The organism is Novosphingobium organovorum, from assembly GCF_022832435.1.
GTDB classification, from domain to species: domain Bacteria; phylum Pseudomonadota; class Alphaproteobacteria; order Sphingomonadales; family Sphingomonadaceae; genus Novosphingobium; species Novosphingobium organovorum.
On the sequence record NZ_JALHLF010000031.1, the window covers coordinates 13,860 to 27,210 of the forward strand.

At 66.4% G+C, this 13,351-nt stretch carries 15 protein-coding genes; 4 read left to right on the forward strand and 11 right to left on the reverse strand.

Annotated features, from left to right (window positions below):
• Window positions 1–190: 190 nt before the first annotated feature.
• The gene (locus MTR62_RS09755; RefSeq protein ID WP_244019994.1) at window positions 191–868 is read left to right on the forward strand and encodes an extensin family protein; all 678 of its coding nucleotides are present in this window, start codon (window positions 191–193) and stop codon (window positions 866–868) included.
• 165 nt (window positions 869–1,033) lie between these two features.
• Here MTR62_RS09755 and MTR62_RS09760 read toward each other — a convergent pair whose 3' ends face one another.
• The 7 genes from MTR62_RS09760 to ykgO form a co-directional block, all read right to left on the reverse strand.
• Window positions 1,034–1,543, reverse strand: coding sequence for a hypothetical protein (locus MTR62_RS09760; protein ID WP_244019906.1), 510 nt, complete (start codon window positions 1,541–1,543; stop codon window positions 1,034–1,036).
• Between the two features lie 638 nt (window positions 1,544–2,181).
• Window positions 2,182–2,946: a proteasome-type protease gene (locus MTR62_RS09765; RefSeq protein WP_244019908.1), complete on the reverse strand. Its 765-nt coding sequence runs from the start codon at window positions 2,944–2,946 to the stop codon at window positions 2,182–2,184.
• A gap of 98 nt (window positions 2,947–3,044) precedes the next feature.
• The gene (locus tag MTR62_RS09770) at window positions 3,045–3,917 is read right to left on the reverse strand and encodes a transglutaminase family protein (RefSeq protein ID WP_244019910.1); all 873 of its coding nucleotides are present in this window, start codon (window positions 3,915–3,917) and stop codon (window positions 3,045–3,047) included.
• An 8-nt stretch (window positions 3,918–3,925) separates the two neighbouring features.
• A complete protein-coding gene (locus MTR62_RS09775) occupies window positions 3,926–4,873 on the reverse strand; it encodes an alpha-E domain-containing protein (protein ID WP_244019912.1) in 948 nt (315 codons plus the stop codon).
• The gene (locus MTR62_RS09780; RefSeq protein WP_244019914.1) at window positions 4,873–6,315 is read right to left on the reverse strand and encodes a circularly permuted type 2 ATP-grasp protein; all 1,443 of its coding nucleotides are present in this window, start codon (window positions 6,313–6,315) and stop codon (window positions 4,873–4,875) included. Before MTR62_RS09780 ends, MTR62_RS09775 begins: the two co-directional genes overlap by 1 nt.
• A gap of 221 nt (window positions 6,316–6,536) precedes the next feature.
• Window positions 6,537–7,091, reverse strand: coding sequence for an HAD family hydrolase (locus tag MTR62_RS09785; RefSeq protein WP_244019996.1), 555 nt, complete (start codon window positions 7,089–7,091; stop codon window positions 6,537–6,539).
• A 232-nt stretch (window positions 7,092–7,323) separates the two neighbouring features.
• Window positions 7,324–7,449 carry a type B 50S ribosomal protein L36 gene (ykgO, locus tag MTR62_RS09790; protein WP_123152541.1) on the reverse strand — a complete coding sequence of 42 codons (126 nt, stop codon included), beginning with the start codon at window positions 7,447–7,449 and terminating at the stop codon, window positions 7,324–7,326.
• A 227-nt stretch (window positions 7,450–7,676) separates the two neighbouring features.
• Between ykgO and MTR62_RS09795 the strand changes: the two genes are divergently transcribed.
• The 3 genes from MTR62_RS09795 to MTR62_RS09805 all read left to right on the forward strand — a co-directional run bounded on the left by MTR62_RS09795 (window position 7,677) and on the right by MTR62_RS09805 (window position 10,610).
• Window positions 7,677–8,573 (forward strand): DUF4136 domain-containing protein, encoded by an 897-nt coding sequence (locus tag MTR62_RS09795; protein WP_244019916.1) that lies wholly within the window; start codon window positions 7,677–7,679, stop codon window positions 8,571–8,573.
• Window positions 8,574–8,799: 226 nt separating this feature from the next.
• Complete coding sequence (locus MTR62_RS09800; protein WP_244019918.1) at window positions 8,800–9,447, forward strand: DUF4136 domain-containing protein; 648 nt, start codon at window positions 8,800–8,802, stop codon at window positions 9,445–9,447.
• Window positions 9,448–9,467: 20 nt separating this feature from the next.
• A complete protein-coding gene (locus MTR62_RS09805; RefSeq protein ID WP_244019926.1) occupies window positions 9,468–10,610 on the forward strand; it encodes a M14 family metallopeptidase in 1,143 nt (380 codons plus the stop codon).
• 62 nt (window positions 10,611–10,672) lie between these two features.
• Here the strand turns inward: MTR62_RS09805 and MTR62_RS09810 are convergent, their stop codons facing one another.
• The 4 genes from MTR62_RS09810 to MTR62_RS09825 all read right to left on the reverse strand — a co-directional run bounded on the left by MTR62_RS09810 (window position 10,673) and on the right by MTR62_RS09825 (window position 13,288).
• Window positions 10,673–11,380 carry an RBBP9/YdeN family alpha/beta hydrolase gene (locus MTR62_RS09810; protein ID WP_244019938.1) on the reverse strand — a complete coding sequence of 236 codons (708 nt, stop codon included), beginning with the start codon at window positions 11,378–11,380 and terminating at the stop codon, window positions 10,673–10,675.
• Window positions 11,381–11,570: 190 nt separating this feature from the next.
• Window positions 11,571–12,038 carry a cytidine deaminase gene (locus tag MTR62_RS09815; RefSeq protein ID WP_244019941.1) on the reverse strand — a complete coding sequence of 156 codons (468 nt, stop codon included), beginning with the start codon at window positions 12,036–12,038 and terminating at the stop codon, window positions 11,571–11,573.
• Window positions 12,039–12,045: 7 nt separating this feature from the next.
• Complete coding sequence (locus MTR62_RS09820; RefSeq protein ID WP_244019943.1) at window positions 12,046–12,759, reverse strand: glycoside hydrolase family 25 protein; 714 nt, start codon at window positions 12,757–12,759, stop codon at window positions 12,046–12,048.
• 46 nt (window positions 12,760–12,805) lie between these two features.
• Window positions 12,806–13,288, reverse strand: coding sequence for a UPF0262 family protein (locus tag MTR62_RS09825; RefSeq protein WP_244019944.1), 483 nt, complete (start codon window positions 13,286–13,288; stop codon window positions 12,806–12,808).
• Window positions 13,289–13,351: the final 63 nt, after the last annotated feature.

Sequence of the window (13,351 nt, forward strand, 5' to 3'; positions counted from 1 at the left end):
CTCTCCTCACAGAGAGCACGCGCGGCGTTGGGACCGCGTGGCCCGCAGCCGCATCTAGTGGCGTCAGCGCGCCTGTCAATCGATTCTAACGTCGATGCGGTGGCGAATCGCGTCAGGCCGAGTGCATCGCGCATGTTCCTCGTGCGTGCAGCAACGCCATGTTAACCAAGCGCAGGCCATATCGGTGGCCATGCGAGCCACCTTGCTGATCCTGCCCCTGCTGGCCACGCTCAGCGCCTGCATCGACAGTCCGCAGGCGCGCAGACCCGCTCGCCAGAGCGCCCGCGGGCCTGGCTCCCACGGCCCGGCCATCGCCCCGCCCAGCCCCGCCTACGCCCAGTGCCTGAGCGCGCTGAGCGCGCAGCAGGCGCGTTTCACCCCCCTGCCCGATGCCTATCACGGCAATGGCTGCTCGACGCGCAACACCGTCCAGCTTTCCAGCCTGGCCAGCGACAGCGCCTCGCTCGGGCTGACCAACCTGGGTCCGGTGACCTGCTCGATGGCAAGTGGATTTGCCGGCTGGGCGCGCTTTGGCGTCAACCGCGCGGCCGAGCAGATCCTGGGCAGCCAGGTGGTGCGGATCGAGACCTTCGGCAGCTACAACTGCCGCAACGTCGCGGGCACCAGCCGACGCTCGGGCCACGCCACCGCCAACGCGATCGACGTATCCGCCTTCGACCTCGCCGATGGCCGGCGCATCACCGTGCTGGGCGACTGGGACGATGGCACCAGCGCGGAAAAACGCTTCCTGCGCGTCGTCCACGACAGCGCCTGCAAGCGCTTTGGCATGGTGCTCGGCCCCGACTACAACGCCGCGCACGCCAACCACTTCCACCTCGAAGCCTCCGACGGCAACTACTGCCGCTGACGGACGGTCTGGACATAGCCAGCCGCCCATTTCCAGACCGCCCCGGTTTCGTCCAGCCCGCCAAGGCCCCGACGGGCCCGCCCGCGTTGGGTGACGAGCGAACCCGCCGAGACGCACGAGACCCTTTACGTTCGCGCGGTCCGGCAAGCCTGTGCGCGGCGCGCGTCAGCTCCCGAAGGCGCGGATCTGGAACGGCCGAGCGATGTCGACGAGGACCCGGAAATCGGGCTCCCCGCGCGCGCGGCTGACCCCGCAGGGGCGGCTCGCCCCCGAAGGCGCCACGAGCACGCGCGCGCGGCACAGGATCAGGGTCTTGTTCAAATGCCAGTCCTGCGCCCACTCGGCGTAGATCGTCGACAGGCTGGGCGGCAGGTAGCCGATGCAGTCGCCCGCGATGTGAACCGCGATGCGTTTGCGCGAGAGGCTGTCGGGTCGCCCTTCGGCCAGCCGGGCGAGGAAATCGCGCCCGAAGGCGTCGACCACCGGCCCATCGGTCGGTCGGCAGACCAACGCCGAATGGTGCCGCTCCAGCGACACGACTTCGTGGTTGTATTGCCCTTTTCCGGCCAGATAGAACCCTTTGGAGCCGTTGTCCGGCGCCTCGCCTTTGGCTCGAGCCGCTCCCGCCAGAGCAAATCGCACGCCCAATGCGAACTTAAACAAGGTTACGCTCATCACCCGCTCCTTTCTCATGAGGGAGTCGAAATTCAAAGCTAGCACTCCGGCCGCACGTTAACCCCTGCATTCGCTTCGATTGCGGTGCAAATTACTGCGTAAAATACAAAAATACGCATCTATCCGAGAGGCGCCGGTTAAGCCCGAGGGGTAAAGTTCTCCGAACTTTCACCTGCACCAAAGCCTACGCGGCCGGACCCAGACGCCGGATCGGGTCTGCACGTCGGCGGGCTTGCCACGTTTCCCGGAGGGCTTGGGGAATCTTGTAAAATGTTTTGATTCAAGGGATTTACCATCCCTTGCCCCTGTATCCTGTCAGGCGGATAGGGTGCCGGAGGCGGTGGTGCGTGCTGGCGTGGCAGCTGTTCGAGCGACCAGCAAGCCGCACAGAGGCGACACCGCGCCGTTCGACAAAGTCGAAAAACAAAATCAAAACAGAAATATGAGGGCGCAACCGCCGACCCTCAAGCCAAGCGCAATTCCCACCCTCGCCCCTCGCAGGCTCTGTTGCCGGAGACAGCCGAAGCAGACAGTAACAGGGTCAAGGGGTGATAACCCCTTGAATCAAAACCTTCTATCTACTTCCTCCCACGAACGACAGCAAGCGCCCCACGGCAATCGCTCCGGAACGGCGCAACCTATTCGGCCGCGTCCTTGAGCAGCGGGTCGAGCCGGTAGTCGGGCAAGGCGTCGAGCGCCTGGCGCAGCGCCTCGCCCCAGCCCTCGGACACGACCTGGAGGTAAGGATCATTGGCCTCGATCCGACGTTCGTGGAGCGGTTCGAAGCGGTCGCGCTCGATCACCAGCAGGTCGAGCGGCAGGCCGACCGAGAGGTTGGCCTTGAGCGTGGAATCGAAGGAGACCATCAGCAGCTTGACCGCCGCCTCGAAGCTCATGTCGCGCTGGTAGCCGCGCAGCAGGATCGGGCGGCCGTACTTGGTCTCGCCGATCTGGAAGAAGGGCGTGTCGAAGCTCGCCTCGATGAAGTTGCCTTCGGGATAGATCATGAACAGGCGCGGCTCCATTCCCGCGATCTGCCCGGCGACGATGATCGTCGCGCTGAACGTGCCCGCCGCGGCGCGCGGGCCGTTGTCCTCGACCCGGTTGGCGATGGTTTCCTGGAGCAGGTTGCCCACGATCGTGGCGACCTGGAACATGGTTTCCGCCTCGAGCAGCGAGTTGTGGCGTTCGGACGGCGCCTTATTGCGCTCCTCAAGCTGGCTGATGACCGCCTGCGTGGTGGCCAGGTTACCCGCGGTCATGATCGTGATGATTCGCTCACCGGGCACTTCCCAATGATTCATCTTGCGGAAGGTCGAGATGTTATCGACCCCCGAATTGGTCCGCGTGTCGCTCATGCACACGAGTCCGCGTTCCAGCATCATGCCCACGCAATACGTCATGGAAGCTCTTGTTCCTGCAATCTATTCTATTTCAACCCTGACAGCCGGACCAGCGCAGGACGAAGCCTGCCTGCCCCGCCTCACGCGGCCTTTGCGCTTCAACCCTGGGCTTGCCCCGCCTGCAGCGGCCCGCTCTCGCTCGACTGCTGCTGCTGGCTACTACCTAGCAGCTTCTGGGCGACCGACAACTGGACATCGAGGTGCGACACACCGCCGCCCTGGGCAATACCTGTAACCGGTGCGGCCTCGCCATAGTCGCAACCGGTGGCTACGCGGATATACCGCTCGTCAGGGCAAACCGCGTTGGCGATGTCGAAACCGACCCAGCCCAGCCCATCGACATAGGCCTCGGCCCAGCCGTGCCCGGCCTCCTGCTCCTCGCGATCGTCCATCTTGAGATAGCCGCCGACGTAGCGCATCGGAATGTCGAGGAAACGCCCGGCGCTGATGAAGACGTGGGCGTGGTCCTGGCATACGCCCTTCCCGGCCGCGAGCGCCTGCTCTGCGGTGGTCGAAACATCGGTCAGCCCCGGCTCGTAGGTGATATGCTCGGCCACCGCGTAGGACAGCGCGTGCAGGAAGGCCAGCCGGTCCCCGCGATCCGCGTCGACCGAGGCGACGAGTTGACGTACCTTGTTGCCCGCGCGGGTCAGCGCGGTCGGGCGCAGGAAGCACCACAAGGGCATGTGCCCCGTATGCAGGCCGGTAATACCGTTGTTGTCCGAGGTCTGGACGGTGCCTTTGCAGGTCACCACCACCGCGCGCGCACCGTCGTCGATCGAAATGAGTGTGGCGTGGTTGTGATGCTGATCGTCGTACTCGGCTTCGATCCGCGCACCGGTCAACTCCATCGTCCAGTCGAGCACCTCCTGGCCATGGGTCGACTTGGGTTTGAGCCGCAGGCGCTGGAGGCCGTGGGCAACCGGGTCGGCAAAAGTGTAGCGGGTCGAATGCGTAACGCTCAGCAGCACGGGGCCCCTTACTCGGTAAACCGGTAGTCGGCGGCGATGGCGCGGCCGATTTCGTTGGTCTTGGTGATGAAGTCCTGCAGGAATTCGTGCAGCCCCTGATCGAAGATCTGTTCGACATCGAGCTGGTGCAGCCGCGTTCCGGCTTCGCGCAGAATCTCGTGCGCGCTCGTCTCGCAGCCGTATTCCTTGGCGAGCCCGGCCATGTTGCTGCGCAGCTTTTCGTAGCAGAACACCAGGCTGCGCGGAAACTGGCCGTCGAGGATCAGGAAGCGCGCGATTTCGCGCGGGTCCATCGCGCCCGCGTTGAGCCAGGAAAACGCCCGGTTCCCCGCGACCGAGCGCAGCAGCGTGTCCCACTGCTGGTTGTCGAGGTTGGAGCCGACCCAGGCATTCGAGGGCAGCAGCACGTAGTACTTCACATCGAGGATGCGCGCGGTGTTGTCGGCGCGTTCGATGAACGTGCCGATGCGCGAGAAGTTGAACACCTCGTTGCGCAGCATCGTCCCCTCGAGCGCGCCGCGCACCAGCGTGCCGGTGCGCCGGATCGCGGTGAGCACTTCGCCAAGGTTGGTTTCGCGCACCGGGCGCGAAAGCATCTCGGAGAGCGTCATCCAGCCTTCGTTGGTGGCTTCCCAGACCGAATTGGTGATGCTGGTGCGCACCACGCGCGCGTTGGTGCGCGCGTATTCGATCATCGAGAGCACCGAGCCAGGATTGTCCTTGTCGCGCAGGATGTAGTTGAACACCTGCGGGCCGGAAAAATCCGAATGGATCGCCTCGTAATCGTCAATCAGGCCAGCCGTGGTCAGCACCGAGCGCCACTCGTCGTGCTGCGAATCCTTGCTCGATCCGGTCAGCGCGAGGTGGAAGCCCACATCGATGAGACGCGCGGTATTCTCGGCCCGTTCGAGATAACGGGACATCCAGTAAACGCCATTGGCAGCACGACCGAGCATCAGTCCTCCAGCACCCAGCTGTCCTTGGTCCCGCCGCCTTGCGAGGAATTGACCACCAGCGATCCTTTCTTGAGCGCGACGCGCGTGAGGCCGCCGGGCGTGATGTCGATCCCGTCGGGCGAGACGAGCACGAAGGGGCGCAAGTCGACATGGCGCGGGGCGAGCCCCTCGCGCGTGAAGATCGGCACCGTCGAGAGCGAAAGCGTGGGCTGCGCGATGTAGTTTTCGGGCTTGGCGCGCAGCTTGAGTTCGAAGGCGGCGAGCTCCTTCTTCGAGGACGTCGGTCCGATCAGCATGCCATAGCCGCCCGACCCGTGGACTTCCTTGACCACGAGATCCTTGAGGTTGTCGAGCACGTAGGCGAGCGAATCCGCCTCCGAGCAGCGCCAGGTCGGCACGTTGCTCAGGATCGGCTTTTCACCCGTGTAGAATTCGACGATCTCGGGCATGTAGCTGTAGATCGCCTTGTCGTCGGCGATGCCGGTGCCCGGCGCGTTGGCGATGGTGATCCCGCCCGAGCGGTAGACGTCCATGATCCCCGCCACGCCCAGCACCGAGTCCGGGTTGAAGGTGAGCGGGTCGAGATAATCGTCGTCGACCCGGCGGTAGATCACGTCGATCGCCTTGTAGCCGGTGGTCGTGCGCATCGCCACACGCCCGTCCATGACGCGCAGATCGCTGCCCTCGACCAGTTCGGCGCCCATCTGGTCCGCAAGGAAGGCGTGCTCGAAATAAGCCGAGTTGTAGATGCCCGGCGTCAGGACCGCGACAACCGGGCGCTTGCCCTTCGCGGCGTTGTAGGCCGCCGGCGCGCAGGCCCTGAGCGAACGCGCGAGACGACGCGGATAGTCCGAGACCGGGCGCACCGGGATCTGCGTGAACAGGTCCGGGAACATCGCCATCATCGTCTCGCGGTTCTCCAGCATATAGGAGACCCCCGAGGGCGTGCGCGCGTTGTCCTCGAGCACCATGAAATCATCCGGGCCCGTGCGCACCAGGTCAATCCCCACGATGTGGGTATAGACCCCGCCCGGCGGCGTGAAGCCGATCATCTGCGAAAGGAACGCCTCGTTGTTGCGCAGCGCGCTGACCGGCAAGCGCCCCGAGCGGATGATTTCCTGGCGGTGGTAGAGGTCCTGGAGGAAGGCGTTGAGCGCGCGCACGCGCTGTTCGATGCCCTTGGTGAGTTTACGCCATTCCTTGGCGGTGATGATCCGGGGGATCATGTCGAAGGGGATCAGACGCTCTTCGGCGTCGGCCTCTCCGTAAACGTTGAAGGTAATTCCGATGCGGCGAAAGAAACGTTCCGCTTCCGCGTCCTGTCGTTTGAGCCATCCCTTGTCCTGCGCATCGTACCAATTGCGAAAATCGGCGTAGGCAGACCGAACTGTTCCATCCTCGTGGAGCATTTCGTCAAAGTTCACTGCGTTCGTCGTCGACATCGTGACTCCCGTTTGTCCCTGTGATGCAACATCGAACAGGACTTGCCAAGGACCCGCGCTGCGCTTGCGAAATAAAAAATTTGCAAGCCGTTAGGCATGGCAAAGCGCGGGGCCTGCCATGCCTTTGCAGCGCCCTGGCCGGGCAAAGGGGACGGGATGGAACAGCGCGGCCCCCCCCCCGTTTCCAAAAGGCGCCTTCGGGCGACTTTTGGGTCAGGCCCTCAGCCCAGCAGGCCGCGCGCCGTCAGGTCCGCGCGCAGCGTCGCGGCGTCACGGAAGTGGTGGACCTGCCAGCCGAGCGCGCGCGCAGCGTCAATGTTGGGAGGATTGTCGTCGATGAACAGCATCGCGCCCGGCGGATGACCGAACCGGCGCGCGGCCAGCGCGAAGATGCGCGCATCGGGCTTGGCGATCTTCTCGTCGCCCGAGACGACGATGTCACCGAACAGATCGAACAAGGGCTCGCCCGCGCGGTATTCGCGCCAGAAGGGCGAGGCAAAGTTGGTGATCGCGAACAGCGGCACGCCCATCCCGGCAAGTTCGCGCACGATCTCGTGGGTTCCGGGCACATTGCCGGGGATCGTCTCGATAAAGCGGGTGGCGTAGGCGTCGATCGCGCGGTCGTAGCCGGGAAACTGCGCCTTGCGCTCGGCCACCAGCTCGGCCAGTTCGCGCCCTTCGTCGTGCTGGTGGTGCCAGGCTTCGGTCACCACCGTCGCGCAGAACCAGTCGAGCTCGACCGGATCGTCGATCAGCTGCGCGAAGAGCCGCCGCATGTCCCATTCGACGAGCACGCGCCCGACATCGAAGACCACCGCCTGCACGCCGCAATCAGCTCCGCTTGCGGCGTGCCTTGAGGAAAAAGCTTGCGACACGACAAAACCCCCGCTGGTGGGCGGGGGCCTTTTGCCATCAACGCTCAGGCCGACCGCCGTGAACACCCCGCCGCACGCTTGCAGCGGGGACAGGCGATTGAAATCAGGCCCGACCGAATCAGGCCCGACCGAATCAGCCCTGGCGAGCCTTGAAGCGGGGCTGCGTCTTGTTGATGACGTAGGTGCGGCCACGACGGCGGATCACGCGGTTATCGCGGTGACGGCCCTTGAGCGACTTGAGGCTGTTGCGAATCTTCATGTCTTGTCTCGTCCAGGTTTGGTCAGGCGGTTACCGACCGCCGGAAATTTGAAGTGGCGCCGTTAATGGTTGCGGCGCGCAGAGTCAAGCTCGACGCCCTGCCACAAGTCCTTATAGCATCGCCTCAAGGGCGCTTTACCGTTCCATTCATCGACGATCAATCCATCGCGGTGCTATGGACAGGTCGGGTGCTGCATTATCGCCATTTTTCCAAGGAACGTCCTGCCGTGCGTAGAATCAACCGCCTGAGCACCCCGAGCCCCCGTCACCGCGCCCGTGCCGCTGGCCCTGCCGGTCTCACGCTCGGTCTCGCGCTCGGCCTTGCGCTTGCCGCCCCGGCGTCCGCCCAGCCGGGCTGGGGCGGTGGATGGGGCGGCTGGGGCGGTCGCGGCGGATGGGGCTGGGACGATCCGATGATGCCCGCCGCGCGCCCCTCGCGCAGCGCCAAGGACCCGCGTGACGGCCACGTTCAGGTCGCCCGATTCGTGCGCGACGATGCCGCCGCCCAGGCCCTGGGCCACGGTTCGATCAAGGTCGTCGCGGCCAGGTCCGACGAGCCCGAGAGCGACTGGGTCGGCCCCGACCGCCGTTCGCGCTTCGAAGCCGCCGCGGAAAGCGCGCTGATCGGCGCGGGCTACGACACGCTGCGCACCGCAGGGCCCGACGTCCAGATCGCCACGGTCAAGATCCGCCAGCGCGTGCTGGTTCCCGCCGAGCTCAAGCGCAGCCCGGTCAGCGGCAGCGCGGCCATGTCGGTGGGCACTTACGGCCAGTCCTATGGGCTGGCGGTCAACGTCGACCTGACCAAGCCGCGCACCGCGCTGGTCTCCACGCGCATGGACCTGCGCATCCTCGACCATGCCGACGGCACCGTGCTGTGGGAGGGCCACGCCGAAATCGCCACGTACGAGGGCGACGACAAGTGGACCGACGATGCCATCGCGACCAAGCTTGCCGACGCGCTGCTCGACCGCTTCCCCGAAGGCCAGCCGGTGACCGTGCCGGTGACCGAGGTCGGCATCACCCGCCCGGACAGCGACGGCGATGCCCCTGATGTGTGGGAGCAGGACGCTCCGGCCGCAGGCGGGTACGACACCACCAACGGCGCGCTTTCGCACGACTGAGACCAGCCCCCCGGCACCAAGGCCAGAGCGCGCTGACGCGGCACGCCCTCTGGATGCGCTCACGCGCCGCACCGGCTGCACCTGAAGGCCCCGGACAGCCCCCTCCCGGCTCGGGATAATCCCGCGCCGCGCTTGCATAGCGGCCATGCGCGGTCCACATCGGGGGCGATGAACGCGGCCCTTTGCGGCCTCCGGCGCTCCTGCGCCTCCCGTATGGAGTTATCCCATGCCCCGGCTGTCCCTTCCCCTGCCCTTTCCCTCGGGCGTCCCGGCCGCCTTGCGCGCGCTTCCCGTGCTGGGCGCGCTCGCCCTGCTCGGCGCCTGCGCGACGACGCCCGCGGCGGGTCCGGTCGAAGTGACCCGCTTCCACCGCATGGATACGCCCGCCGCCATGGCGCCCGGCACGATCCGCATCCTGCCCGCCACCGGCCATGCCGATACTCCCGAATTCCGGCTCTACGCCGCCGCGATCGCCCAGGAACTGGAGAAGGACGGCTACCGCGCCGTACCCGCCGACACGCCGCAAAGCGCGCGCGTGGCGCACCTGACGCTCGAACGCGACCATCTCGAGCCGCGCCGCCGGGGCTCGCGGGTGTCGCTGGGCGGCAACGGCGGGGTAAGCGACCGTGGTTCGGGCGTGGGCCTTGGCATCGGCATCGACCTTTCGCCCCCCCCGCCTGCACAGATCGCCACCCGCCTCTCGCTCACCATCGATGACGGGGCGAGCGGCGAGCGCGTGTGGGAAGGCCGCGCCGCGCAGACGGTCACGGCCAAGTCCGACCTTGCCGCCCCCGCGGCCAGCGCGCCGGTCATGGCCCGCGCGCTGCTCAAGGATTTTCCCGGCAAGTCGGGCCAGACCATTCTCGTGAAGTAACGGAAAAAAGCAGCGCAACCATGAGCGACATCCAGATCCACGCCGCCTTCGATTCGGGCAATATCGAGGTCCTCTCGATCGACGGCGCCAGCGCGCGCCTCGCCATCCGGCGCGACCACCAGTCCGACTTCGCGCAGTGGTTCCACTTCCGCGTCTCGGGCGCGGCCGAACGCGAACTGACGCTGACCATCACCGGGCTTTCGGGCTCGGCCTACCCGATGGGCTGGCCAGGCTACGAGGCCTGCGTGTCGGAGGACCGCAACGAGTGGACCCGCGCGCCCAGCACCTATTCGGAAAGCGCAGACGGCGGCAGCCTGACCATCCGCTACACGCCCGGCGCCAACGCGGTGTGGTTCGCCTATTTCGCGCCCTATTCGATGGAGCGCCACCACGACCTCGTCGCGGACGCCGCGCAGGCCGAGGGCGTCACCCTGCGCACGCTGGGCACCACGCTGGACGGCCAGCCGCTCGATTGCCTCGAGATGGGCACCGGGCCGTTGCACGTGTGGCTCTACGCGCGCCAGCATCCCGGCGAATCGATGGCCGAATGGTGGATGGAAGGCGCGATCGACCAGCTGATCGACCCGGCCAGCTCGGTCGGGCGCGAACTGCGCAAGCGCGCGACCTTCCACATCGTGCCCAACTGCAACCCCGACGGCTCGCGCCGCGGGCACTTGCGCACCAACGCGGTGGGCACCAACCTCAACCGTGAATGGGCCGATCCGACGCCCGAAAAGTCCCCCGAAGTGCTCGCCATCCGTAACGCGATGGACACCACCGGGGTCGATTTCGCAATGGATGTCCACGGCGACGAGGCGATCCCTGCAGTGTTCCTCGCCGGGTTCGAGGGCATCCCCTCGCTCACGCCCGAACAGAAGGCCGGGTACGACCGCTTCGGTGAACTGCTCGACCGGCGCACGCCCGATTTCCAGCGCACGCTCGGCTACCCCACCGCCGCGCCCGGCAAGGGCAATCTGGCGATGTCGACCAACCAGGTCGCCGAGCGCTTCGGGGCCGTGTCGATGACGCTCGAAATGCCGTTCAAGGACCACAACCCCGCCGCCGACCCGCGCCAGGGCTGGAGCCCCGAACGTTCGATCCAGCTGGGCCGCGATTGCCTCGCCACGCTGCTCGAATGGCTCGAGGAGCGCGACGCAGCCTGACCGCGCAAAGGAGAGGGGCGCCCCAAGAGGCCGCCCCTCGCTTTGGGACTATTTGCGCTGGGTCAGCACCACACCACGTGGGCAAGCCGGTTCTGGCTCAGCAAGTCCGCACCCCAGGGCGGCACGGGCGCCTCGCGGAGCGGCCAGGGTGCACGCTCCTCCTCGCGGTGCGGCGCGTGATCCTCGAGCCATGCATACGGTGCAGGAGCGATGCGCCCGGCTCGCTCTCCAAGCGCACTGAGCAGCAGCGACCAGCCGCTCGACCAGCTGCCACTCACCAGATCGCACAGCGGCCGCGCGCCCCAGTCTTGCGCCAACCGCAGCATCGCGCGCCGGTGATAGACATCGCCCAGCGAATGGTGGACGAGGAACGTAGGAAACGGCAGCTCGCCGCGCGGAATGGCGCCAAAGCGCGCGATACGCGGATCGCGGCCGGGCCGGTCGACGTCGGGCGGATTGACCACGAAGGCCCCCAGCACGGCACCGGGGCTCGTCGCCGCTTCGTATTCGACCCACCACGCCAGCGCGAGCGCGGCGATATCCTCGGTGACGACCACCACCGGGCGCTCCTGGCGCGCAATCGCCAGGTTCAGCTTGTTGACCCAGGTGTTGCGGTGGGGCTCGTCCCACAGCCCGAGTTCGACGATGCGGCAGCGCGCGCTGCGCTGCGCCCAGCGGGCCATCCAGTGCGAAGGGGAAAGCGGGCGTGCGGGCACCAGCAGGATGTCGATGCCGGCGCCGCGCGCAGGGGAAGGAAGGAAGAGAGTCATAGCCAATCTCCTCGTCGATCGTTGCGATCACGGTGTTCAGGGGATTTGCCGGTCGACTCGGTATACGTCCCGACAGGGACCGATGTATTCTCAATTTAAAAAGTAGACAAGGCGATTGCGGTCGGGCGAGCGCCCTCTCCGACGTGCCGAAGCCCCGCAAAACCCGCCTGAGCGGGCGCCATCGCCCCGCTCAGGCGAGGTTTGCCGGACCAAAGGCGTGCGGGATCAGCGTCGAGAGCCGTTCTTCGAGAATGCCATCGGCGCCATCGCTCCACACCACCGGATCGGTGCCGCCCAGCTGGGCGACTTCGTTGAGCATCTGGCGGCAACGCCCGCACGGCGTCACGGTCATCCCCTGCCCCGGCGCGCCCGCAACGCCGCCGGTCACCGCGACCGCGACGAGCTGGCCCGCTCCGCCGGCAGCGCCCTGCGCGCCGGACAGGATCTTGGCCACCGCCACGGTTTCGGCGCAGAGCGAAAGGCCATAGCTGGCGTTCTCGACATTGGCGCCCGTCACCACCGAGCCATCGCCCATCAGCAGCGCGGCGCCGACGTGGAACTTCGAATAAGGCGCATAGGCACGGGCCGCAGCCGCGCGGGCCTGCGCCATCAGCGCGTCGCGCGCACCATCGTCGGGGATCGGAGGGATCTGGGTCATGGTAATCCTAGGGGTGTAGCACGAGCCAGCGCAGGTCGTGCGCCGTATTCTCGTTGGAAAGCGCGCTGTTGGCGGTCCACAGCGTCCAGGCACGGCCCACGTAGTCGGGCGCGAAGCGGTCGCGCACCAGCCACAGGTTGCGATCGAGCCTTCCGGCGATTGCATAACGGCGCTGGAACCGCTCGGTCACCTTGAGGATGGTGGGCTTGCCGGTGTGCGTCTCGACCTGGTTGAGGAAGGTCATCAGCTCGCTCTCGACCCGCGCGTCGGAGACCTTGGGCGTGCAATTGTCGGCCAGCGTGTCGAGCTCGACCGCAGGAGGCAGCAGGTCGGCCTCGCGCGGGACAATGGTGACGAAGTTCGCGGCCTGCTTTTCGGCCGGCTCGCACGGGTCGTAGCGGTGTACCGCGCCGACCTGCATCCCGGCGGCCTTGGCGGCCTCCATGTTGGCGACGAAGCGCGCATCGCGCCCCTCGGCGCCCGAACTGGCATCGACGTAGGCAAAGTCGGCGCCGATCGCCTTCAACGAATTCCAGCTGACATCGCCATCGCCTACCCCGATCTCGACCCCTTGCGTGGGATAGAGCGTGCGGTCGGGCAGCCAGTGGTGGACGTGCCACCAGGCCCAGCCCCCCCCGGCGAGGCCCAGCACCGCCAGAAGCGCCATGAGGCGCGCCAGCCAGGCCAGCGTGGCCGTGCCCTTGATCGTTCGCCCTGTCATGAAAGTCGTGCGCCTGTCTGCTTAAAATGTCGGCAAGGAAGAATGGTCAGCCGCGTATATGCAGCACGCAGATCAGCGTGAACAGGCGGCGGGCTGTGGGAAAGTCGGTTTCCACCTTGCCCTCGAGCCGTTCGATGAGCAGCTCGGCGGCGTCGTTGTGGATGCCGCGCCGGGCCATGTCGATGGTCTCGATCTCCTGCGCGGTGGCCTTGCGAATCGCCTGGTAATAGCTTTCGCAAATCGCGAAATACTCGCGGATCGGACGGCGAAAGCGCGCGAGGCCCAGCACCAGTGTTTCCAGCTCCACCCCCTGCTCGTCGCCCACCTGCATCGACAGGCGCCCGTCACGCACCGAAAGGAACAGGCGGTAGGGCCCCTCGTGCCCGTTCGCGAACGGGCGCAGCGGCTTGAACAGGTTGTCCTCGATCAGATCGAAGATCGCGATCCGGCGCTCCTGCTCGATATCGGCGTTGCGCCACAGGATCGTGGTATCGTCGAGTTCGATATGAGAGATGCGCGGGTCCGGCATGATACGGCAGGTCTTTACGCGCTTGTCCCAGTGGCGGGCAACCCTGACCTTCGGCCAGCCCCA